Annotated in this window: 19 protein-coding genes; 11 read left to right on the forward strand and 8 right to left on the reverse strand. The window is 54.0% G+C overall.

Annotated features, from left to right (window positions below):
- Positions 1-35: 35 nt before the first annotated feature.
- The 5 genes from ACQ66Q_RS01525 to imuA form a co-directional block, all read right to left on the reverse strand.
- On the reverse strand, positions 36-2,741 hold the full coding sequence (locus tag ACQ66Q_RS01525) for a hypothetical protein (protein ID WP_430455171.1): 2,706 nt from the start codon (positions 2,739-2,741) through the stop codon (positions 36-38).
- Between the two features lie 141 nt (positions 2,742-2,882).
- Positions 2,883-3,341 carry a hypothetical protein gene (locus ACQ66Q_RS01530; protein ID WP_430455172.1) on the reverse strand — a complete coding sequence of 153 codons (459 nt, stop codon included), beginning with the start codon at positions 3,339-3,341 and terminating at the stop codon, positions 2,883-2,885.
- 65 nt (positions 3,342-3,406) lie between these two features.
- On the reverse strand, positions 3,407-6,577 hold the full coding sequence (locus tag ACQ66Q_RS01535; protein ID WP_430455173.1) for an error-prone DNA polymerase: 3,171 nt from the start codon (positions 6,575-6,577) through the stop codon (positions 3,407-3,409).
- The gene (locus tag ACQ66Q_RS01540) at positions 6,577-8,133 is read right to left on the reverse strand and encodes a hypothetical protein (RefSeq protein WP_430455174.1); all 1,557 of its coding nucleotides are present in this window, start codon (positions 8,131-8,133) and stop codon (positions 6,577-6,579) included. Before ACQ66Q_RS01540 ends, ACQ66Q_RS01535 begins: the two co-directional genes overlap by 1 nt.
- An 81-nt stretch (positions 8,134-8,214) precedes the next feature.
- Positions 8,215-8,907 carry a translesion DNA synthesis-associated protein ImuA gene (gene imuA / locus ACQ66Q_RS01545; RefSeq protein WP_430455175.1) on the reverse strand — a complete coding sequence of 231 codons (693 nt, stop codon included), beginning with the start codon at positions 8,905-8,907 and terminating at the stop codon, positions 8,215-8,217.
- Between the two features lie 292 nt (positions 8,908-9,199).
- On the opposite strand from imuA, the gene ACQ66Q_RS01550 reads away from it, so the two are divergent.
- The gene (locus ACQ66Q_RS01550) at positions 9,200-9,544 is read left to right on the forward strand and encodes a DUF3718 domain-containing protein (RefSeq protein WP_430455176.1); all 345 of its coding nucleotides are present in this window, start codon (positions 9,200-9,202) and stop codon (positions 9,542-9,544) included.
- A 64-nt stretch (positions 9,545-9,608) separates the two neighbouring features.
- Here ACQ66Q_RS01550 and ACQ66Q_RS01555 read toward each other — a convergent pair whose 3' ends face one another.
- Positions 9,609-10,313 (reverse strand): pirin family protein, encoded by a 705-nt coding sequence (locus ACQ66Q_RS01555; protein WP_430455177.1) that lies wholly within the window; start codon positions 10,311-10,313, stop codon positions 9,609-9,611.
- A gap of 86 nt (positions 10,314-10,399) precedes the next feature.
- Complete coding sequence (locus ACQ66Q_RS01560; protein ID WP_377241807.1) at positions 10,400-10,855, reverse strand: DoxX family protein; 456 nt, start codon at positions 10,853-10,855, stop codon at positions 10,400-10,402.
- Positions 10,856-11,036: 181 nt separating this feature from the next.
- Here ACQ66Q_RS01560 and ACQ66Q_RS01565 point away from each other — a divergent pair, with 181 nt between their 5' ends.
- The 4 genes from ACQ66Q_RS01565 to ACQ66Q_RS01580 all read left to right on the forward strand — a co-directional run bounded on the left by ACQ66Q_RS01565 (position 11,037) and on the right by ACQ66Q_RS01580 (position 15,012).
- The gene (locus tag ACQ66Q_RS01565) at positions 11,037-11,987 is read left to right on the forward strand and encodes a LysR family transcriptional regulator (RefSeq protein ID WP_430455178.1); all 951 of its coding nucleotides are present in this window, start codon (positions 11,037-11,039) and stop codon (positions 11,985-11,987) included.
- Positions 11,974-12,585: an HAD family hydrolase gene (locus ACQ66Q_RS01570; protein ID WP_430455179.1), complete on the forward strand. Its 612-nt coding sequence runs from the start codon at positions 11,974-11,976 to the stop codon at positions 12,583-12,585. Before ACQ66Q_RS01565 ends, ACQ66Q_RS01570 begins: the two co-directional genes overlap by 14 nt.
- Before the next feature lie 135 nt (positions 12,586-12,720).
- Positions 12,721-14,004: an HD-GYP domain-containing protein gene (locus tag ACQ66Q_RS01575; RefSeq protein WP_430455180.1), complete on the forward strand. Its 1,284-nt coding sequence runs from the start codon at positions 12,721-12,723 to the stop codon at positions 14,002-14,004.
- Between the two features lie 111 nt (positions 14,005-14,115).
- Complete coding sequence (locus ACQ66Q_RS01580; protein WP_430455181.1) at positions 14,116-15,012, forward strand: DMT family transporter; 897 nt, start codon at positions 14,116-14,118, stop codon at positions 15,010-15,012.
- A gap of 2 nt (positions 15,013-15,014) precedes the next feature.
- Here ACQ66Q_RS01580 and ACQ66Q_RS01585 read toward each other — a convergent pair whose 3' ends face one another.
- Positions 15,015-15,344, reverse strand: coding sequence for an MGMT family protein (locus ACQ66Q_RS01585; RefSeq protein ID WP_430455182.1), 330 nt, complete (start codon positions 15,342-15,344; stop codon positions 15,015-15,017).
- Positions 15,345-15,379: 35 nt separating this feature from the next.
- Between ACQ66Q_RS01585 and ACQ66Q_RS01590 the strand changes: the two genes are divergently transcribed.
- The 6 genes from ACQ66Q_RS01590 to ACQ66Q_RS01615 all read left to right on the forward strand — a co-directional run bounded on the left by ACQ66Q_RS01590 (position 15,380) and on the right by ACQ66Q_RS01615 (position 22,967).
- Complete coding sequence (locus tag ACQ66Q_RS01590) at positions 15,380-15,556, forward strand: oxidoreductase-like domain-containing protein (protein WP_430455183.1); 177 nt, start codon at positions 15,380-15,382, stop codon at positions 15,554-15,556.
- Between the two features lie 82 nt (positions 15,557-15,638).
- Positions 15,639-16,826: a GGDEF domain-containing protein gene (locus ACQ66Q_RS01595; RefSeq protein WP_430455184.1), complete on the forward strand. Its 1,188-nt coding sequence runs from the start codon at positions 15,639-15,641 to the stop codon at positions 16,824-16,826.
- Positions 16,827-17,169: 343 nt separating this feature from the next.
- Positions 17,170-18,774 carry a peptide MFS transporter gene (locus ACQ66Q_RS01600; protein WP_430455185.1) on the forward strand — a complete coding sequence of 535 codons (1,605 nt, stop codon included), beginning with the start codon at positions 17,170-17,172 and terminating at the stop codon, positions 18,772-18,774.
- Positions 18,775-18,778: 4 nt separating this feature from the next.
- Complete coding sequence (locus ACQ66Q_RS01605; RefSeq protein WP_430455186.1) at positions 18,779-19,780, forward strand: hypothetical protein; 1,002 nt, start codon at positions 18,779-18,781, stop codon at positions 19,778-19,780.
- 166 nt (positions 19,781-19,946) lie between these two features.
- A complete protein-coding gene (locus tag ACQ66Q_RS01610) occupies positions 19,947-20,945 on the forward strand; it encodes a carbohydrate porin (RefSeq protein ID WP_430455187.1) in 999 nt (332 codons plus the stop codon).
- 12 nt (positions 20,946-20,957) lie between these two features.
- Positions 20,958-22,967: a methyl-accepting chemotaxis protein gene (locus ACQ66Q_RS01615; protein WP_430455188.1), complete on the forward strand. Its 2,010-nt coding sequence runs from the start codon at positions 20,958-20,960 to the stop codon at positions 22,965-22,967.
- Positions 22,968-22,975: the final 8 nt, after the last annotated feature.

The raw sequence follows: 22,975 nt of genomic DNA on the forward strand, positions 1-22,975 counted from the left end.
GTGTACCGGGCTTGCGACAACGGCAGGTCAACGCGCTAATCGGCCAGCGGCTGGATCAGTGCTTTGTGGATCACCGCTTGATTCAGCGGGCCGGTGCGACCGCCTTTGCCGCCGGTATACAAATTAAAATGCTGCAGATAGCTCATGTTAAAACCGTCGGCAATGGTTAGCTGGCAAACTTCGCCGGCTTTGGCATTAAAATTGGCATGACTGGACCAGCCGGCTTCCAGGGCTGTTGCCAAATGCGGCATCACCAGCGTGGCCTGCTGTTTGCCTGACTGCGGGCAGTCTGCGCGCAGGCGTTTGACCACTGCGGTGATGCCGGTATTGATTGGGCCGTTGTCGATAAAATATTGCAGACGCAGCGCATGACGGCCATCGTGGCGGGCGGTGAAACTCAGGCTTAGCTGTTGCTCCGGCGCGCCCCAGTTTTTAAACACCGGTTGCTGCAGATAGTCGCTGATGTCGTGATCTGTGCTGGTCAGGCCCTGACCCGCCACCAGTTCGACACTGGCGCCCGGCGTACACAAGGTGCGGCTCGGTTGTGAGCTTAAGCCGGTATCTTTGTAACTTTGCGTCAGCGCATAACATTGGCTGTATTCGGCTTTCGCTTTGCTGTCAGTCCAGTCTTGCTGACGGGGTTTGAGTTTTACCGGTACGCCATTTTTATACAAGGTAAACCGGGTGTCAGTTTCACCGGCGGCATCAAACTGCAGCGTCGGAATGCCTTTGTCACTGAGGTTTAAGCTCAGCTGTGGCTCTTTCGGTGCCAGCAACTTGCGTTTTTCACTGCTGCTGAGGCTGCCAAGCGGGCCGTTGTTATTGGCGGTACGCAGTTCTGTCAGGCGCGACACCGGTGCATCCAGCGCCTGCAGTTTCAACACCAGCTCGTTGCGCTGCTGGCTGAAATCATTCAGTTTGATACTGAATTGCTGGTTGCCGGTCAGTACTTGCGGCTGACCGTTCAGACTGATTTGCGCCAGCCGGTACACCTGGCCACGGCGGGCCTGCGTTGGTAACTCCAGCTGCAAGTCCAGTGTGGTGCCGGCCAGGTTCAGGTTCTGCAGGTGAAGACTGCTGCCAAGATCCAGTTCACGCGCCAGATCCGCCGGAATATACGGATTGATGGTCAGCGTGCCGGCATTAAGCTGCGCGCCAAATAGCTGACCGATCACCAAATCACCATAAGCGGCAACGGACCAGAGCTGCCGTTCAGAATTAATCACCGGACCAGATAAAGCGCCATCTTCAACATGAGCTTTTTGACTGAGCCATTCCAGATTTTCCATATTCGACTGATTGAGCACGGCGCCCTGATAGAGCGACACAGCGATTTTGTGGAACAGTTGCGGCTGATTTTGCTGGCGTGCTGCGCGCAGCTGATAAGCGCTGACAAAAGGCCAGATCGCACGGTTATGATAAATCGGCACGTCCGGCAAGGCCGGGAAAATCACCGGCGGACCGGCCTGCGTCAGCGGGTAGTTCTGCAAAATCTGCTCGGCTTGCAGCGGTGAGGCCACACCATGGGTGATGGCCAGTGACAGGCCAAGTAAATCATATTGTTCCACTGGCATTGGGTTATGCGCAGCACCGATATAGCGGGCGTACAGTCCACGCTCTGGCAACCAGAACCAGCTGTTGATTGCTTGTTTCAGCGCCTGCGCCATTTGTGCCAGTTCGGTTGCCCGCGCGGGTTCCAGCGTTTTGGCAGCCTCTGCGGCGCGGCTTAACGCAACATAATGCAGCACGTTGGTCGACAGCGAAAAAGATTCGGCCAGGAACAAAGTATCTTTGGCGGTCCAGCTTGGATAGCTCTGCTCGCGCCAGTCGAGGAAAGAGGTTTCACCGCGGTATAAACCCAGGCGGGCATCAAAAATATAATCCCGGTCCTGCAAAATAGTATTGCGGGCAATGGCGTACCAACGCTGTTGCCACGCCTCGCCGGCGGCCTGATTTGACGCGCCTGTTGGGTCTTGTGCGGTCAGGCCGCTGGCGGCCAGCACCCAGACCACGCGGTCGGAGCTGACCGGCCAGCTGCCACCGGAGCCAGTGTCCTGTAGCGCGACTTCTGTGTTGTCGACGCCACGGGCAATCAGTTCAGGCCGTACCACTGAGGTCTTGAACAACAAAGACGTTTGCGCCCGCACCGGATCCAGCGCGCCGAGGCCTAAATCCAGCGCATAGGATAAATCGCGGGTCCAGACATAATGCCATTTGGCGCCGGTTTCAAAACAAGGGCAAGGCAGCGCCTGTTGGTCATTAAAGCCCCAGTCGGTGATTTCGCTGACACTGTTCTGTTGGCGTTCCTGCTGGCTTAACGCAAAAGCGGCATCGAACAACGGGTTTTTACTGATCAGCATCGCGTCGCCAGCGGCCGGGCTGATGGTTTTTTCGGTAGGTGCTGTTGCAGGGCCGGCTTTGAGCACGAACTGGTGGCTGTTGACGCTGCCGTCATCATTTTTTTGCGTCAGGGCTTCGACACTGACACTGCCAAATTTACTGTGTAACTGGCGGCTTTGCAGTTCACCGGCGAGGCGCGGTGAAGCGGGCTGTGCGGTTTGCACGCCCGCGGTTTCGGTTTGTGGTTCGATCGCAGACTGCGCTGTCGCCGGCTGCGCCATGACCTGCTGCGCCTGCGTCTGTGCAGAGTAGAAAAATAGTGGAGAGAGCAATAAAGAGGCCGGCAGCACAGCGCCGGCACTGAAACGACACAGGCTACGGGTAACAGAATTCAGCAACATGGAGAAACCCAATAAAAACCAACAAGAAGATGCTTGAGTGTACTCAAAGGGGACGGCTTAGGGTACATCTGGCACAAGCTTTTTAGCGCGAATAGCGTTGGCAGGCTTTGGCGCTACTGACTGATGCCAGCGCGGCAGCAGTTAATCGTGGACAGTTTGCGCCGACGGTGCCTGCCATTGGCCTGATAACACTTGTTCGCGCTCGGTTTCAGTCAGAATGCCGCGTAAGCGGGTACGCCGGCGATGTTTGCAGGCCCGCGGTTCCGGACTTAACAGCGCGGCTTTGAAAAGCTGCGGCTGATCGATCACCGCAAAAGCGCAGCTCCAGAATAAATAAGCGCTGTGGCGTAATAAACCTTGTTGCTGCTCTTGTTCAAGCTGTGCCACGACCGGTGGAAGTAGCGCCGGATTGGCGAGGATTTTATCAACCATGGCACTGTGCAGTTGCAAAATGGTGGCGTCGACGTTTTTTTCCTGCCGACCTTTTGGGCTGTCGTCGCGTGACTGGCGCTGTGCACTGCTATTGCTGTCACGCAGCGCGCCGCTGCGGCGTTTTTGCAGGAACTGGTCAAAACGTTGGTACTTGTCTGCTGCTGTCATGGCTGGTCAGGATGATTGCTGCTGATTGATTCACTCAGATTCTACCTCGAACACGTGCCGGCGGATCAGTGGAAATCCCGGCTTGGGCTCTGAAACACCGGTAATAGTGGGTCCAGGCTTTCTATTCTGCCAACAACCAGATGGCTGACCAGACCTTCACGTTGCAGCACTCCATGCACCAGCCAGAGCCGACTGCTGATAAAAGTTTGTTGCTGCGCCAGTGCTGTGGCTTGCCAGACAATCAGGTTGATTTGACCGGTTTCATCTTCCAGTGTGACAAAAGTGACCCCACCGGCCGTACCGGGGCTTTGCCGCACAGTGACCAGACCAATCACCCGCAGCACTTGGCCACAGCGGCAGTTGGCCAAATCACAGGCGCGCTGCAGCGACTGTTTCGCCAGTGTCGGATGCTGGCGTAACAACGCCACCGGATGCTGCGTCAGGCTCAGGCCCAGACTCTGATAATCCTCGCCAAGCTGTTGCCAGGCGTCCGGCGCCGCTAATGGGCAAGGCGGTGCTGCCGGCTCTGTGTGCAAATCCAGTCCCAGCTGCTGTAACAATACAGGCCCAGCGCTTGACGGCTGTTGGCCTGGCTGTCGTACTGGCTGGCGAACTGTCTGGCGAAACAACGGCAGCTCATCCAGCCGATCCAGCAATTGCCAGCGACTGGCAAAACGATGGCCGGATAACGCTTGCAGCGCATCACTGCTGGCCAGTGCCGTCAGCTGATCTTGTCTTAAGCCGCTTTGTTTTAGGCTGCTGAGGCTATGAAAACCTTCGGCGGGGCGTTGCTGTAATACCGGCGCTAATAAATCCTGTTGCAGCCCTTTAACCTGGCGCAGTCCCAGCCGCAGCGCCGGGCCTGTTGGGCTCTGCTCTATCTTGTGATCCCAGTCGGAGCGCTGGATACAGACCGGCAATACCTGCAAGCCATGGCGTTTGCCGTCCTGCACCAGCTGGGACGCGGAATAAAACCCCATCGGCAGGCTGTTAAGTAAGGCGGTCAAAAATTCGAGTGGGTAATAACATTTCAGCCAGGCCGAGGCATAAGCCAGTAAGGCAAAACTGGCGGAGTGCGATTCAGGAAAACCATATTCACCAAAACCACAGATCTGCGCAAAGATCTGTTTGGCGTAAGTTTCGGCATAACCGCGTTGCTGCATGCCATTAATGAGCTTGGCTTCGAATTGCAGCAGTTCGCCGTTTTTTTTCCAGCTGGCCATGGCCCGGCGCAGCTGATCGGCTTCGCCGCCGGAAAAACCGGCCGCGACCATTGCCAGTTTAATTACTTGTTCCTGAAAAATTGGCACGCCCATAGTGCGGCTTAGTACCGCCTCGACTTCAGGCGATGGATAACTGACCGGCTCCAGACCATCGCGGCGGCGCAAAAACGGGTGCACCATATCGCCTTGAATTGGTCCGGGCCGGACTATAGCGATTTCAATAACCAGATCATAAAAACAAGCTGGTTTTAGCCGCGGTAACATACTCATCTGGGCGCGCGATTCAATCTGAAACACGCCGATAGTGTCGGCCTGTTGGATTTGCCGGTACACGGCGGGGTCATCGCCGGTCTGACTGATCTCCGCCAGCGTCAACGGCACTTCCCGCTGCAGGTTGATCATCGCTAAAGCTTTACGCAGCGCCGACAACATGCCGAGCGCCAGAATATCCACTTTCATCAGGCCCAGTGTTTCTAAGTCGTCTTTGTCCCATTGGATCACGGTGCGATCGGCCATGCTGGCGTTTTCTACCGGCACCATTTCATGCAGCGGCCCGGCGGAAATAACAAAACCACCGACATGCTGGGATAAATGCCTAGGTTTGCCGCGGATTTGCTCCACCAGACTGATCAGCTGCTGCGCCGGCAGGCTGTGAATATCCAGACCATGTTGTGCCAGTTGTTGCCACCAGCTCAGATCAGGGTGTCGCCGGTTCAGTTGTTTCAGCCAATATTCGAGCTGGGTGATGGCAAACCCCAGTGCTTTACCGACGTCACGGACGGCGCTGCGTAGCCGGTAACAAATCACCGTGGCCGTCAAAGCGGCGCGTTGCCGGCCGTATTTCTGATAGATGTACTGGATCACTTCTTCGCGGCGTTCATGCTCAAAATCGACGTCAATATCCGGCGGCTCATCCCGCTCGCGGGAAATAAATCGTTCAAACAGTACTGAGATTTTCCGCGGATCGACGGCGGTGATTTGCAGGCAATAGCAAACCACTGAATTGGCTGCCGAGCCGCGGCCCTGATACAAAATCTGCTGTTCGCGGGCAAAACGGGCGATATCGGCGATGGTCAGAAAATAATAGGGGTAATCGAGCTCGGCGATCAGCTGTAACTCGTGTTCTATTTGCGCGGCAATCGCCGCAGGCACGGTGTCGCCAAAACGTACAGCGCTGCCTTGCGCCACCAGCTGACGCAGATATTGCATCGCCGTCTGACCGGGCGGTACCAGTTCGGCCGGATATTCATAACGCAGGCTATCGAGATTAAACTGGCAGAGCGCGGCGACCTGGCAGCTTTGCGCCAATAAATCCGCGCTGAATAAATGTGCCAGCTTGGTGATAGGTCTTAAGCTACGTTCACGGTTGGCGGACAGATCGAGGCCGACATCTGCGACGGGTTGAACCAGCCGGATCGCGGTCATCACATCAAGCAGCGGTTGCTGCGCGGCTTCATGCATCAACACTGCACCGACGGCGCAGGCCGGAAGCTCAAACTTGAGACTGAGCTGCTGGCAATGCTGCTGATAATCATAATCGCCTGCATCCAGCACACGCTGCTGGGCCAGATATAAGCGGGAGCCAAACTGACGTTTCAGCCAAGCGCCCCAATGTTGGTCGCTGGCGGGGATGGCACTGGGAAGCCATAGCACCAGGCAGTCCCGGCAGCTTTTTAAATCCCATTCTTCCAGTCGGTACTGGCCTTTATCTGCTCTGCGCCTGCTGTTGCTGATGATGCGGCACAGCTCGGCGTAAGCTTTCCGATCCGGACACAGCAACAGCAGACGCAGATCTGCGCCGTAGCGAAAATACGAGCCGACGATCAACCGGATCTTGAGTTGCTGTTGTTTGATCTGGCGATGCGCCCGCACCACGCCGGCTACTGAACATTCATCGGTCAGTGCCAGCGCCTGATAGCCCAGACTGTCGGCGGTACAAACCAGTTGCTCCGGGCTGGCGGCGGCACTCAGAAAGGAAAAATGGCTCTGACAAAACAGTTCGGCGTAGTCCATCAGGCAAACACTCCGTGTACAAACCACTGCTGTTGTTCTGTGCGATAAATCCACAACCAGCGGCCGTCGGCACTTTGCGCGGTCAGGTAATCACGGGCTTCTGACGGCCCTTGCCACCATTGGCTCTGGATCCGCTCCAGACCCGGCTGCAATTGCACTTGATGCTGCAGCAGCTCTGGTTTCGCAAGCAAAAACGCCGGACGGAGTGGGGCCGGCAGAACGGTGAAAGTGTCTGTCGGGGAGGGCTCGGCCCCGATTTTATATGCCGCCGGCGGTTGCGCGACGCTTTGCGCCAAGGGTTGCGCCATGCTTGGCGCTGGCACTTGCGCCGGCTGTTGCCGTGCCTGCGGCTTCACGCCTGCGGGTGTAGCGCTTTGCAGCGGGATGCTCACTCCGGCCATTTCCGGCAGATAAGCGGCGACCTGCGCTGGCCGGCAGACCTGGGCGCTGCCGAGTTTGGCTTGCAGCAAGCCAACCAGTTGCAGCGGCGTATATTGGCCACGCCGGCCGGCATACAGGTCGTCGCTGTCGGTATCGCGGCCACAGTATTGACTGGCACTGAGTGCCAGTGCCAGTACCGGTGCGGGCAGTCGTAAGGCTTCAAGTTTCAGCTGCCACAAGTTCAGCCAGCGGCAGGCCAATGCTTCGGCCTGCGGCGACTGCAGTTTCAGCGTCAGGGGCGGTTGATCCCGTAGAGTCAGTTCCAACTGCAGCTGATAACAGAGCTGATCACGGCGTTGCAGATAATGTTGCAGTTGTAGCAGCAGATGCTGCAGCGGTTTATGTAGCTGGGGATATTGCTCTAGCTGGTACAGCAGTTCGAGGCGGGCACTGAACTGCTCCGGTGGCTGATAATACTGTAATAATGGCGGCAGTTTGCCCTGCAGTCGTTGTAGATAGAGGTATAAGTCGGCACCAAAGCGCCGGCTCAACTCTTTTGCTGGCAACTGCAGTAGCTGGCCGAGCTGACTGATGCCGAGGCGCTCCAGCTGGTGAATGGTTGCCGGCGTCACATGTAGAAACGACACCGGACAGCCGCTTAACAGCAACTGTTGTTGCACTTGGGTTAAGGCCGTTTGCCCGGGCTGACTCAGACATAACAGGCGCGCAGCTTCGGCACTTAGCGCAACACCGTATTGATACTGCAACGGCCGTTGTTGCAGCTGTTGGATCAGCTGTTGTAAAAATGCCGGCAGGCCGCCATACAGCTGCAGCATCGGGTCGAGCCGTAACCACAGCGCGTTCGGTGGCGCCTCTGCAATATCGGCGCACAGCTGATAACAATCCAGCGCGAGCATGTCCAGCAGCTGTTGCTCAAGTGCCGGTTGCCACGGCATGACCTGTAACGTCGCGCACATGGCACAGGCTTGTGCCAGTGTCTGGCCGGGTTTGATACCAAGCGACCGCGCCGGTGCATTGGCTTGATGCACGCGCAGATCCTGCGGGTGTAATAACACGGCCGGGTCCAGCGTTGCTGTTTGTTCAGGGCTGATACCATCGCTGTAAAGATCCAGCTGCAACTGTGGGAACAGCAGATATAACCATAATGTTTGCATCAGAGCCCTCCGTTGTCCGGTTGCGTTGTGGTGAACCTTTGCCGCTGTAGCATCAGGCCGTTGCGCTTTTGGTCGTTTGCCTCAGATCGCGACAGCGGCAGTATCATGAACGGGCGCTGGCCCATACTGTGCCGGCCGTTGGACATGCTGCTTTATCAGTCTTGGCCAGCGCCCGGAGAAATTGACCAGTTGCCGGGCACCCGGCCAGCCGCCCCGACGTTTTAATACCCGCACTTCAATGCCCTGGGCGGCGGGGCTCAGCGCCAGACTGAGGCCTACCGGTAAACTGAGCTGTGCCTGACCGGCGGGACGGAGCAAAAATAATTCAGCCTGACCTTCTGCTGCGGCCAGTTGCAGGCGCTTCAGCCGGGCAATATCCAGCGTGTGTTGCCACAACAAGACGGTGCTGCAACAGCCACTTTTCAGACATTGTTCCGCCGCCCACAACGCATCACGATCCTGTGCCCGCACGTCGAGCAATTGCCATAACGGCAGGCCCTGACTGCTCAGGAAAGGCGCATGCAGCTGAGCCGGAGTGTTGATATACACCTGTAACTTGCCACGACTGACTTGTTGCTGCAGATAAGGTAATAACAGCCGGAATTCACCAATGCCAAAGGCCGTGCGCAGTTCAATCACCTGCTGTGTGGGCCAGCCACCGCCGAGTAACAGATCCAGCTCGGCAAAACCAGTCGAAGCCAAAGCTTGTTGCGGGGAAGGGGCATCATTCAGGCACCAGATGTGGCCCTGTTGTTTCAGATCGGACAGTTGCATATCAACACCAATATACTGTTTATATATACAGTATATGTGTTCTGTTTTTTGTCGCAAGAGGTCTGTGGAAAAAAGCTGGCGGGTCGTATTGGCTGGAAAATAGCTGCTGCTCTGTAACCAGAGCTGTCCCATTTCTGCTACCACTGGCAGGAAATCTGATAAAAATGAGGCAGATAAGTATTGCTCACAGGCCGAAGCCTGCAGTGTTTGTTACAGTCTGTAGCCTGCCATTCACAACTAATTTCGTCTGATCTGCGACTCTGTAGATGATGTTGCAAACAGGAGAGCCATCATGCGTATTTTCACCTTTATCGTTTGTTGTATCGTCACTAGTGCAAGCGTTGCCGCCGAACCGCAGTATGTGGCAGCAGACTCGTCAATGGAAACAGCATTATGTATCAGTGCCGCCACCTCAGATCGGCTGGATTTTAAGCAGGACCTGCAACACAACCGCATGCGTCCGGTGGTGGCAGCGAATAAACTGCAGTGTAACGACCTGCCAGTCGCCAGTTTTGCTTTGCAGGCCGGTAATACCGCGGTGTACCAGCATCTGAAAAAATATGTTAAAGGCCATGTGGATATTCAGGATATCGCTGCAGTGCCCGGGCAAAGTACTGTGGTAGTGCGTGGTCGCTGACACTTGCCGGCGGTAAAAAAGGCCCGCAACGCTTGCGGGCCTTTTGCTGACCAGTGTTTCAGGCTCAGGGTAAATCAAACAACAAGGCAAAGACCGGTTGCGCATCGCTGACAAACTGCCAGTCAGTCAGATCGGCGATTTTCACGCCATCACCATCTTGCAGCGTGATCTCAGTCTCTGCACTTTTCAGGCTGAGTGGCCCGGACACCAGATGCACGTAGAGTTTACGGCCCGGTGCCGCCTGATACTGCAACTGACTCTGGGCATCCAGTCTGAGCTGATACAGCTTCGCATCCTGTTTCAAATGCAGACTGCCGGCTTCGCCGGTTTTTGACGCCACCAGCGTCAGGCCCGGCATTTGGGCAAACGGCTTTTGCTGATAACCCGGTTCACCGCCGACGCTGTCCGGTTCAATCCAGATCTGCAGGAAATGCAGGTTTTTGTCCGGATTGGCGTTAAATTCACTGTGCATAATGCCACGGCCTGCGCTCATCAGCTGAAATTCACCGGCCGGCAGTTCTGCCACTTCACCGGTCGAATCGCGGTGGGCGATGACACCATCCAATACCAGGCTGATAATTTCCATATCGCGATGGCCATGGGTATCAAAACCGGCGCCGGGTGCAACCTGATCGTCATTAATGACGCGCAGGGCAGAGAAGCCCATTTGCGCCGGATCGTAATAACGACCAAAGGAAAAACTGTGGCGGCTTTGTAACCAGCCAAAATTCGCACTGCCGCGCTGGCTGGATTTTCTTAATTCGATCATGAGGTGACTCCTGAATAGCTGTTTAACGGGAAGTACGGCAACCCGGGGGTTGCCGTCGTGTGAGTGGCCGGGTTACGCCAACCGGGTTACGCCAGTTTTTTCGCCAGCCAGTTATCGATGGCAAAGCGACCAGCGCCGCTGAAGGTCAAAGCCACGCTGATAGCCAGCAGCGACAGGGCAAATTCATAACCGTTGTTGCTCATAAACAGACCGTTGGCAAAGTGCACGCTGAAAATAGCGACCAGCATGGTGATGGCCAGGACAAAGGCTGCCGGGCGGGTCAGCAGACCCAGGATTAACGCCAGACCACCAAAGAACTCAGCACCGCCGGCCATTAATGTCAGTGGAATGCCCGGGGTCAGACCGATGCTTTCCATCCAGCCGGCAGTGCCCTGCAGACCATAACCGCCAAACCAGCCAAACAGTTTTTGTGCACCATGCGCAGCGAAGATGATGCCGGCCGGGACTCGCAGCGCCAGGCTGGCGATGCTGTTGTTTGAATCTTGAGTGTTTTGTACAAAAGTTTTGATTAAGTTTTTCATTTGTATTGCTCCAATATGCTGTTGAGGTTTCGCTGCATTCGCCTTGACTACCCGAGCTACCACGTAAGTTACTGCGTGCGTTCTGCTGCGTTGAGATAAATGTAACCGGCTTGCTATGTTGAAAAAAGCGGAATAAATTGACTCTCATGTTCAAAATATTTGAATTAACGGAAGCGACCAGATGGCCCTACAGCCTGTGCTCACTCTTGAAGCGCTCAGAGCGCTGGATGCTATTGATCGTAAAGGAAGTTTTGCTGCTGCAGCTGAATCCTTATACAAGGTGCCTTCGGCGCTGAGTTACACCATCGCCCGGCTGGAAAGTGACCTTGGCGTGCAATTATTTGACCGAAGCCGGCAAAAAGCCCAGCTAACACAAGCCGGGACGCTGTTATTACAACAAGGCCGGCATTTGTTGCTGGCCAGCCGGCAGTTAGAAGAAGCGGTGCGCCAGCTCGATACCGGCTGGGAGCGCCAGCTGGTGATAGCGGTGGATTCAGTAGTGCCACTGCAGCCGTTGTTCAGCCTGATTGACCAGTTTCATCAGCTCGGCCGGCTGACGCAAATCATGCTGACCGAGCAAGTGATGGCTGGCGGCTGGGAAGCGTTACAAAGTGGCCGTGCCGATTTAGCCGTTGGTTTATCCGGTGAAGGCGTCTCCGGTCAGTTTCAGCTGCAACCGATGGCGCAAATGGATTTTGTCTTTGCTGTGGCGCCGCATCATGAATTGGCCCAGCTGAACCGGGTGGTGACGCAGCAAGATTTGCAGCAACAAACCGCGATTGTCGTCAGTGATTCTGCGCTGGATTTACCGGCGCGCGATTCGGGTTTATACGACAGCCGCCGCCGCGTGCTCGTCAGCAGCATGCAGGCAAAAATTGCCGCGCAACAGGCCGGGCTTGGTGTTGGTTTCCTGCCCAAACATCTGATTAGCCATGCGATCCAGGCGGGGTCGCTGATTGATAAAGCCTGCGAGGTGCCGCGCGCCGGAACCATGATGTATCTGGGCTGGCGCCGGCAGGCACAACCGGGTCAGGCACTGTTGTGGTTCACCCAGCAACTGAGCCAATATGACTGGGCCGCCGTATTCCAGAGCGACCTGACGAAAGAGGAAAATATTGATGCAATTGGGTGAACATCAGGGCGTGATCTTTGATTTAGACGGCACGCTGGTCGATTCAAAGCTTGATTTTAGTCTGTTATGTCAACAGCTTGGCTGGCCGGCCGGCACGCCTATTCTGGAACATCTGGCGACCATCACAGACAGCAACGAATACCAGCGTGCTGTGACGATCATTGAACAATTTGAACTGGCTGGGGCACAGTCTGCAGACTGGATGCCCGGTGCAGCCGAGTTGCTGGCGCTGCTGCAACAATATCAAATTCCGACGGCGATCCTCACCCGCAATATGCGCAGTGCTACCCAGCATTGTCTGCAACGGCTCGGTATTGAAGTAGATCTGGTACTGACGCGCGAAGATGCACCGGCCAAGCCGGACCCGACCGGTTTATTGATCATTGCCGACCATTGGCAAAAAGCCCCGGCAGACTTATTGTTTATTGGTGATTTTCATTTTGATCTCAGTACTGCGCGCGCGGCGGGGATGCCGAGTTGTTTATATCTGAATCCGGACAATGGCCATTATCGTCAGCAGGCCGACTTTGTACTGCAGCATTTTGCTGAATTAGCGCAGCATTATCAGCAGAAAATGAAATCGGTTACATTAAGTTAGACAACCATTTTCATTTAGATTACATTTGCCGATGATACCTGCTAAAAACCGCAGAACATCAGTCAGATCAAAGACATTTATGTGATAGATTGCTAGACTCAGAGCAGTTCCAGTAGTCATTTCTACCCGGCATCGATGAATTTTGTGCCGAATCAAGGGTGTGGCGTGTCAGTTGCGAAAATAAGTCCGTCTCAGGTCAAAATTGGTTATTTCATTCAGTTACCGGTGAACTGGATGAAGCACCCCTTTTTAACCAATAAATTCAAAGTAGAAAATCACGAACAGATCGCCATTATCCAGACGTTGGATTTGGAGTTTGTCTACTTTTTCCCCGATAAAAGCAGCGTGGAAAATAATGACGACGCCACGCCTGCCGCAGAGTTGGCACAGCACGCCAGTGAATTGCGCTATCAACTGGAGCGGGAAAAAAACGAGCGGATAGAGCAGGCGAAAGAACAGCGCCGGCAGTTGCAGCGCACCGAAAAGGCGTTTGAAAAGTCGATGGTGCAGGTGCGCAATGTGATGTCGAAAATCGGCAGCCGGCCCTTGCAGGCGGTCGATGAAGCCACAGAGCTGGTGCATCAGATCGCCGACACCATTATCAATGCCGATTCGTTAGTGCTGCATTTGATTTCACAAGCCAGCAAAGAACAGGAAAGCATCTATTTTCATGTGCTGAACGTCTCGGTCTTATCGATGATGCTGGCGAAGAATTTGGGCATGAACGCAGAGCAAGTCAAACTGACCGGCCTCGGCGCGTTATTCCATGATATCGGTAAACTGAAGATCCCGACGCAAATTCTGCGCAAAACCGAAGCTTTGACCGCGCCGGAAGCGAACCTGCTGAAAATGCACACCCGCTATGGTATCGAACTGCTGAAACTGACCGAATCTTTTCCAAAAACGGCCTGGCCTGTGGTGGAACAACATCACGAATATCTGGACGGTACCGGCTACCCAATGGGTCTGAAAGAAGCCGAGATCGATGCAATGGCCAAAGTGGTCGCTGTGGTCAACGAGTTTGATAATCTCTGCCACCCGGTTGACGTGACCAAAGCGCGCTCGCCACATCATGCCATGTCCTATTTGTTTAAAACGATGAAAGGCAAGCTGGGTGCCAGTGAAATGGGCCAGCTGATCAAAATGATGGGCGTGTACCCGCCAGGCACCATAGTTCAGCTCAGTGATGACAGAGTGGGGCTGGTGATGTCCGTCAACAGCGACCAGTTGCTGTATCCGAATGTGTTGGTGTATGACTCGCAAATCCCAAGGCTGGAAGCGCCGGTTATTTCGCTGCAGGAAGGCAAACTCAGTATTAGTAAAGTATTAAAGCCTTCCGCGTTACCTCAGGCCGTATACGAATATCTGAATCCGCGAGCACAGGTCAGTTATTTTATTCAGGGCAACGAACGTCAATAACGGCTGATCAGACCGGTACCATCGTCTCGCGCCTTTCTCCAGGCTGATATCATCCAGATTTGCTCCCTCTGCTGTGCACCAGCCGGGCGGTTTGGACTGCGGAGTCCGTCAATGTTGCAATCTAATCTGTTATTAATGTGCGCTGCGGCGATCTGGGGCTTTGGTTTTGTCGCACAGCGGCTTGGCTTGGAGAATTTAGGCCCATTTGGCTTTAACGGCGTGCGCTTTCTGATTGGTGCGCTGAGTTTATTGCCATTGTTGCTGTGGCAAATACGCCGTGATGGTTTGCAGGGCGCTGACATCAAAACCATGTGCCGCGCCGGGTTGCCGGTTGGGCTGTTGTTATTTATTGGCGCCAGTCTGCAACAAGCTGCGCTGCAGTTTACCACTGCGGCGAAGGCGGGTTTTATCACCGGTTTGTATCTGGTGTTGGTGCCACTCCTTGGTTTGTGGCTGCGGCATAAAACCAGCGCCAATACCTGGGTTGGTTGCCTGATTGCGTTATCTGGCTTGTATTTTTTGTCGGTAACCAGTGATTTTGTGGTGAATCCGGGTGACTTGCTGCTGTTTATCGGCGCCTTTTTCTGGGCCGCACATTTGCTGGCGATTGACCATTTCGCTGGCAAAATGACGCCAGTGTTGCTGGCGATGTTGCAGTTTATGGTCTGCGGCATTTTAAGCCTGTTACTGGGGTTTTGGCTCGAGCCAATCAGCCTGGCCGCTATCGTTGCTTGTGCCGTGCCTTTGTTATACGCAGGTGTTATCGCAACCGGTGTGGCTTATACGCTGCAAATTATCGGACAGCGCCGGGCGCATCCGGCCCATGCCGCCATAATTCTCAGTCTGGAAACCGTGTTTGCCGCTATGGGCGGGGTTTGGTTATTGGGTGAAACCCTGACATCCCGTGCTTTGCTCGGTTGTGCGCTGATGTTAATCGGCATGCTACTGTCACAACTACCGCTGCGCTGGTTAGCCCGCGCCTGGCGCCTGCCCGGAAAAAACGGCTGAGTTCAGAACTGCAAGTTAAATAACAGCTCGGCCAAATCCGGTTGCCAGTGATACTGCGTGGGCACTTTGATACCCCGCAGTAACACGCCTTCAGCTCTTAATAACGCGCTTTGTTCGGCAGCTTCTGCACTGCCTGGCGCAAAAGCCAAACTCAGATTACTGCGCACGACCCGATACCAAGGCAGTGGCAACGGGCTATAACCCAGTGCTTTACCTACCAGACGGGCGCGGCCGGGCAGGCCTGCTAAATCAGCGATTTGGCCATAACTGGCCACCTTTCCGGCAGGGATTTGTTGCACTGTTTGCCAGATCCGGCTGTAATATGGGTTCATCTGCACCTGATACCAGTAAAGTTTTCGGAGTCTTTATGCCTGCAGCCTCTATCCCTGTCAAATTGCTTGAGAAGCCGGAACCGCCCGGCAGTAACGAATGTTGTGGCAGCGGCAGCTGTTGTCCTTGTGTCTGGGATTATTACCGCGAGCAACTGGCGTTGTGGCAACAGCAGCAAAAAGATTACGCTGGATCAAAAACAGTAACAGAATAAGCCGCTTTACTTGCTCAAACCGGGTTTCCTGATTAGTGTTCATCAAGTGCCGGCTGGTTGCCGGTCTTGAGGATGTTGTCGCATGGCTGTCACTGAAATCGGATCTTTGCAAAGCAGCATATTGTTCAGTGTGCTGGTGCTGTTTATCGCCACAACCGCCTATCTGCTGTTTATCCGTTCGCTGCCTGGCCAGCCGAATGCACATCAACGCCGCGCTCTCCAGCTGTTCAGCTGGTTTTTCCTGACTGAGTTTCTGGCGTATCTGGTGTATTGTCTGCGTTTTATCGACCTGTATTTATTCTCTGTTGTTTTCAATAACATGTTGTATTTATGCGGAGTTTATCTTTTTTATTGCGGCATACGGCTGCGCTATCAACTCGAAATAACCCCCCGGATCATCGGCTGGATCGCGGCACATGTGCTGGGGTTATCTGCAGCGCTGTTCTGGTTTACGGCGGTGCATAACGACATTTTTATTCGTTTACCACTGGCATTGGGCTCCTTTTGTATTCCGGTATTGATTACATTTTCACTGATCCGGCAGCAGCAAAGGCCTGGTAATCTTGGCGACCGCGTTTTATTGTTGTGCACAGTGGTCGCATTATTGTTACTCCCGCTGTTGTATCCAATCTTCGGTTATTTGCTCAAACCCGACCAGCAAGGCCAGCTGATGGTGATGACACTGGTGACCCTGACGCTGGAAACCTTGTGTATTGGCGGCTTAGCAATTTCTTATATCTATGATTTGATTGATAAACTTCGGAATGATGCCAATACCGATAAACTGACCCAAAGCAGCAACCGCCGTTACTTTTTTAAAGTCGCGCCACTGTATCAACAGCGGGTCGCCGCCGGGGAAAATATCAGTCTGGTGCTGCTGGATATCGATCATTTTAAACAACTGAATGACCGCTATGGCCATCAGGCCGGCGATGCAGTGTTACGCCATTTCGCTGCCTTGTTACGCCAACTGCTGAGTAACACAGATCTGATTGTGCGTTATGGCGGTGAAGAGTTTTTGCTGGTGTTGCCGGGATATACACCGGCGCAGACACTGCCGCTGTTGCAGCAGTTTCAGGCGCTGTTACGCCAATCGTCGCTGCTGTATGAAGGTGAAGACCTGGCCGTACGCGCAAGCTATGGCGTGGCGGCATTACATGCCGGTCAGGACATTGATCATTGTGTACACCGGGCTGATTTAGCGCTGTATCAAGCCAAAGCGAATGGCCGCGACACGGTCGTTTTAGACAGCCTGGGCGCCACTTCCTAAATCATTTCAGCATGGTATAGTACAGCGCTTGCCGCATCCGGCGCTAGGGCGTGTTGACGTTTGGTTGTTTGGTTTTGTTCTAGTTGGTGGCGTTTTGGGCGCGAAACGAGGCGCGTGGCATAGTTATTCTATGTGAGCAACGAGTGACAAAGCCCAAAGCGCCACCAAACGAACCCGCAGGGCAGCGTTTGGCTGCTCTTTCTGCTGCGTTAGTGCTCGTTTGTGTAGAATAACTACACGGCTCTCGCACTGCCTTGCATAAAAAGCTGCCAAACTGCTGCAAAAACAAACACCAAACATCAACACGCCCTATATAACGATAACAATCAATTCCGGGATCCCTATGACCTCAACCCATGACGTGCTGGCTGGCCAAAAACAATGGCTGGGCCATCCGGTCGGACTCTTTGTCTGTTTTTTTACTGAAATGTGGGAGCGTTTTGCCTTTTATGGCTTAAAAGCGCTGCTGTTTCTCTATCTGACACAACATCATTTATTCAACGATAAAGATGGTTATCTGCTGCTCGGGACTTACGCCGGTCTTGCCTATGCGCTGCCGGTCGTCGGTGGCTTGCTGGCCGACAAATACCTCGGCATGCGTAAAGCGGTCACCTTTGGTGGCGCACTGATGGCTGTCGGCATGTTAGGGATGGCGTACAAAGGTACGCAGGCCAGCGCCGACAGTGGCGCCGATTTAGTTGCGCTGCAGGTGATGTACGCATCGCTGGCATTGGTGGCGGTGGGTGTTGGCTTCCTCAAACCGAATATCTCGACAATCGTCGGCCGGCTTTATATCGACAGCGACCCACGCCGTGATTCGGCTTTTACGCTGTTTTACATGGGCATCAACCTCGGCGCGATTTTCTCCAGTTTGTTTGTTGGTTGGATTGGCATTGCCTATGGCTGGGAATATGGCTTTGGTTCTGCCGGTATCGGTTTATTGCTTGGCTTGTTGGTGTTTTTAAAGGGAGCTAAACATTTCCACGGCCAGGCGGAGCCAGCCAACCCGGCACTGCTGACGGAAAAAGTCGGCGGTATACGCCGCGAAACGCTGATTTATCTGCTGGCCTTAGTCGGTGTTGCTGCAGTACAGCAGATCCTGCAGATCAGTATCGACTTTGGTGCTTTAGGTGCTTTGCTCGGCTTGGCGCCGGGTGCTGAAATCACCGCAACTGAAGTAGTTGCGGTGGCATTGACGCTGGTACTGATGGTCTGGTGGTTTAAATTTATTTTCATCCAGTGTAACGCACTGGAGCGCGCCAATATGATCATGCTGATGGTGTTAACCGCCATTTCTGCGGTGTTCTGGGGCTTGTACGAACAGACTTATGGCAGCTGGCTGGCATATTCAGACCGGGTGATGGAAAGCCCGACCTTCGATTTAGGCCTGTTCAGTTTTGCTTTTAACTCGTCACAGCTGACTTTTGTCGCGTCCTTTTTTATCGTGCTGTTGGCGTTCCCATTTGCCTGGTTATGGCCGTGGCTGGACCGTAAAGGCTGGAATCCGTCCGCGCCGAACAAGTTTGGCGTTGCGCTGTTATGCGCCGGTCTGGCCCATTTTATTCTGCAGTATGCGGCGCTGAATCCGCTGGAGAGCGGCCTGGCTGGCTTCTGGTGGTTTATTCTGGCGTATTTTGTCCTGGTGATTGGCGAGATGGCGTTATCGCCGATTGGCTTATCAGCAGTGACGGCGTTATCGGTGGCACGGGTGGTGAGTCTGATGATGGGTGTCTGGTTCCTCGCATCAGCCTTTGGTGAAATGATTGCCGGCCGTTTTGGCGCCCTGGCGTCGATGCCGGCAGGAACCGCGGTGCCGGATGCATTGAATATCTACGCTGATGTGTTTGCCACTTTAGGCTGGGTTGGTCTCGGTTCAGCGCTGCTGATGTTTGTGCTGTCACCAGTGCTGACCGGCTTGATCCGCCGCGCTCAGCAAACGCAGGGCTAAACCGATGCAGCAGCTGATCATCTGGCAGGAAAAAGCCGTGCAGCAGTTATCGGACTGGCGTAGCCGATGTGGCCAGATCTGGCAGCAGCTGGATCTGGCACAGCGTTGCTATTTGGTGTCTGCTTTATTGGTCCTTGGCTGGCTTGGCACATTCAGTACACAACCCTGGCTGCTCGGCCTGCTCGGTGTGACACTGTTTGGCGCCGTGATCAGTGATATCTGGCAAGGTTTTGTGCGCATTTGGCACAGCCTGCCAGGCAAAGCATTTATCCTGGTATGTTATGCCGTGTTAGCTAATTTTTGTTTTGCGCTGGCGGACAGTTCCATCAACAACCTGATTGGTGTGCGCCCCGAAGTGGTGCCTTTTAGCGTCAACCTGACCCTGATGTTGCTGGCGCCGTTCTGGAGTTTTTTACTGGCTTTTGCGTTACTGACGCTGTACCTGCTGTTGCACACTTTTAAAGTGATGCTGTTGCTGATGTTAAGACCGCTCGGCGTGCGTAGCCATCATATTTTAAATGGCAGCTATCCAAAGCTGTCTCTGATGGCGCGGCTGTGCTTTTTACCGGTGGTTTTTATGTATATGGCCGCGGCGATGACCGGTTATCTGACTGGTAATACAGCTGCGTTGCAGATGTTTCAGGCAGAGGATGCTGCACCGCAGTCAGTGGTGATTGCCGGGACTACCAGTACGCCGGATGTTGCTGAACCAGAAGATATGAATATTAATCTGTTTGGTCCTGAATCTTCGGGGATCCGGGGTTTTAATCCGGAAGTGCCGTGGATTAATAAAACCGTCGCCTGGTTCTTGTATCAGGTGGAAAGCCTTGGTAAATCGCAGTGCTTGTTGCAGGGCGCCGAACATTTGGTACATCTGAATGACTATGAAGTCCTGGTCATCACCCCGGACAGCAAACAACCCTATGGTTACCGTTATCAGGTGCGGGCTTGTGGTTCGCCTTCATTGCCTGATTTCACCCGCAAACAACTGCCTGCTGACAAGTAATCGCAGTATGAACGGTCGCACCACGAGCCAATCCGATAGACCCTGAATCCAGATAAGTCCAGAGAAAAACCGGTGAAAGCCGGTTTTTGTTTTTTCTATCAGTGCTTTGACAGAGTGCATTCACCTTCCTATACCTTTGTGAAAAGCGGGACATGGAGGGCGCAAATTGACAGGCAAATCCTATCTGGCATGGAGCTGTTTATTGGTATCCTGCACCACTGCCGCGGCTGACTTTAATCAGCAATTCAGCATCATTAACGACAATTCCTGGTTATCCGGTTATCAGGATCAACAATCGCAGGCTTCCCGCGCGCTATTCAGCTGGGACTGGCAGCTGGAAGCTGGGCCACAGTGGTTGTTCGCAGGCAACCTCAAAGCATTTCGTGGCCGCAATGGTGAACTGCTGACCGGCAATGTGCAGGGCATCTCCAATATCGATGCCGAGCAGTTCAGCAAGATTTACGAACTGTATCTGCAATACAAATTTAACGACGAAACCCGACTGAAGTGTGGACAAGTAGATGCCAATCTGGAGTTTGCTTTTGTCCCCGTCGCCGGCGGTTTTATTTCACCGCCTTTGGGCATTACCCCAACGGCGATCGCACTGCCAACTTATTACGATCCGGCCGCATCCTGCAGTGTATTTTATGAACCTGAGCACGGCTTTCAATGGATGACAGGTTTGTTTGCCGGGCAAGACCATACCAATTTTTCTTCGCAGTTTATGGTGGCGGAAGGTCGTTATGTGACGGCAAAAAGCCGTACTTCTTATGGTTATTGGCACCACCACGGTGACTGGACCACCCTCAATGAAACGCAGTTACGTGCCATTTCCGGCTGGTATCTGAATCACCAGCAGCAGGTCAGCGACCAGCTCACTCTTTTTGCGGTCTGGTCCGGGCTCAATGACGATGTCGATGTACTACATCAACACCGCATGTTGGGTTTGGTCTGGGAATTACCGCTGGCTGGTCATCAGCTAGGCCTGATGCACAGCACAGTCACCGCGCAGGACCGTCAGTCTGAGCAGTTGATTGAAGGCTACTGGCAGTGGGCTGTGACGCCACAAATACAACTGCAGCCGGTGCTGCAATGGATACATCATATCGATCCGGCGCTTGACCATAGTCTGGTTGCGACGCTGCGACTGATGGCGCAATTTTGAAGGGAGATAGACATGACGTTGCGGGAAAAAGCGAATTGGGGTCTTTGGCTGATTTTTGCCTTATTTGTCGCCGTCGCCGGTGTTGGCTGGTGGGGCAACCAGCAACAAGGACAAGTGCTGACACGCACAGTTCAGCAAGCCTGGCCGGCGATGGAACAATCAGGCAACGCAGTCACTTTGGTTGACGAACAACTCTTTGCTATGGAGCAAATGTTACAGGGCCTGCCGATTGATCACGCGGCTGTGGGACAAAGAGAGAAAGACCTGTCCGGGGTCATTGATCAGTTGGCCGCCAATCCGCTGCCGGATCCTGAACGGTTAAAAACGCTGCAAACGACGCTCGCGCAATTTATTGCGGCGCAGCAGCAACTGAGTCAGCGCTTTGCCAGTTATTTGCAGCAATCGAATGGTCTGGATAAAACGGTGGCACAAATTGTGGAGATCGGCGAAATCGTCGAAGAAGTCGGCGATAGCCAGGTCGAAACGCTGATCCAGGCACCGCGCCAGCCCATCACCTGGGAGGGGGGGCTGCAACGCAAATGGGACGCTGCCGATGGTGGGATGGAAGCTAATATCGGCTTTTTCCGGCAGTTGTATTTTCTGGAACAGATCAAACGGCAGGGGCCAAAAGCCGAACTGGTCAAAGAGCTGAACGACTCCATTGCCTTCCAACAAGAAGCGGTGGATGGCCTGGTCGCGACCGGCTTATTTGCCATCCCGGCACCGCAACATTTTGGTAACGGCAGTTTGGGCGATACTTACCTGCAATTATTTGAACAACACAAGCTGCAGATTAAATTCACCCTGGATGCCTTGATCCAGATGCAGAAACAGCAGGCTGAGTACCGGCAACACAGCGCTGCGTTAGTCGAAGCCTTACACCAAATGCAACAGTCACTGGACGTCAGTACGTCAAACATTGTGGCGCAAGGTCCTGAAACTGCCGGCTATGTCGCCAAACTCTTGCTGACAACAGGGACTGTAACTTTAATCCTGTTGATCCTGATTGGTACCTATGTGCGTCGGGGCATGCTCGCACAGCTTCATCAGGTGGCGAAAAATCTGCACGATGTCGCCAGTGGGGATGGCGACCTGACCCGGCGACTGGACGTCAAAAGTGATGACGAGCTGGGCCGCATCGCGCAGAACTTTAATGTGTTCGCCGGCAAGATCCAGCACATAGTGCAAGATATTCACCAGAGTGCGCAGGTGCTAATCGATGCCAGCGCGCAAAGCCAACATCTGTCGCAGCACCTGAAGCAGGAGGCTGAAGATACGGAGCACCATAGTGCCGGTCTTGCCAGTGCGATGCAGCAACTCGATCATTCGGCGCAGGATATTGCCAACAGTTGTGGCATCGTGGTGAAACAATCAGAACAAACCTCAAGTGCAGTATTGCAGGGCAATGCCGCCATTCACGGCACTATCAGTCAGATGCAGCAAATGAGTGACACCGTGCACCAGTCTGCTAATGCGCTGCAGCAACTGACCGCCAAAGCGGAGAAAATTGACCAAATCGTTGGTGTGATCCGCGGGATCGCCGAGCAAACCAACTTGCTGGCACTGAATGCCGCGATTGAAGCGGCTCGCGCGGGTGAGCAGGGAAGAGGTTTTGCCGTGGTGGCCGAAGAAGTGCGTAATCTGGCACAACGGGCTGAATCATCGTCCCGCGAAATTTCGGCGGTCATCGCGGAAATTCAGCAGGAAACCCGCTTGTCACATCAACAAATGCAACAATCGGTCGTGCTGGCAGATCAGAGCATGCAGGCTTGTGAAGAATCCGGCAGCGCCTTGGCTTCAGTGCAGGATCAGATTAAATCCGTCGTTGAACAAATCAACAAAATGTTTAACGCCACGACTGAGCAAGCGCAAACGCTCAGTCAGATGCTCGGTCAAATCCGTGAAGTAGCGTCTCTGGCATCGAACTCCAGTCATGAGGCGGGCAGTGCGTTAATGCTGATTGATGGGATGCAAGGCCGTGCCCAGGATTTAAACCGGCTGGTGGCGCAGTTCCGGTTCTGAAACGTCGT

Origin of the sequence: Rheinheimera sp. (genome assembly GCF_965283995.1) — a bacterium.
Taxonomy (GTDB): domain Bacteria; phylum Pseudomonadota; class Gammaproteobacteria; order Enterobacterales; family Alteromonadaceae; genus Pararheinheimera.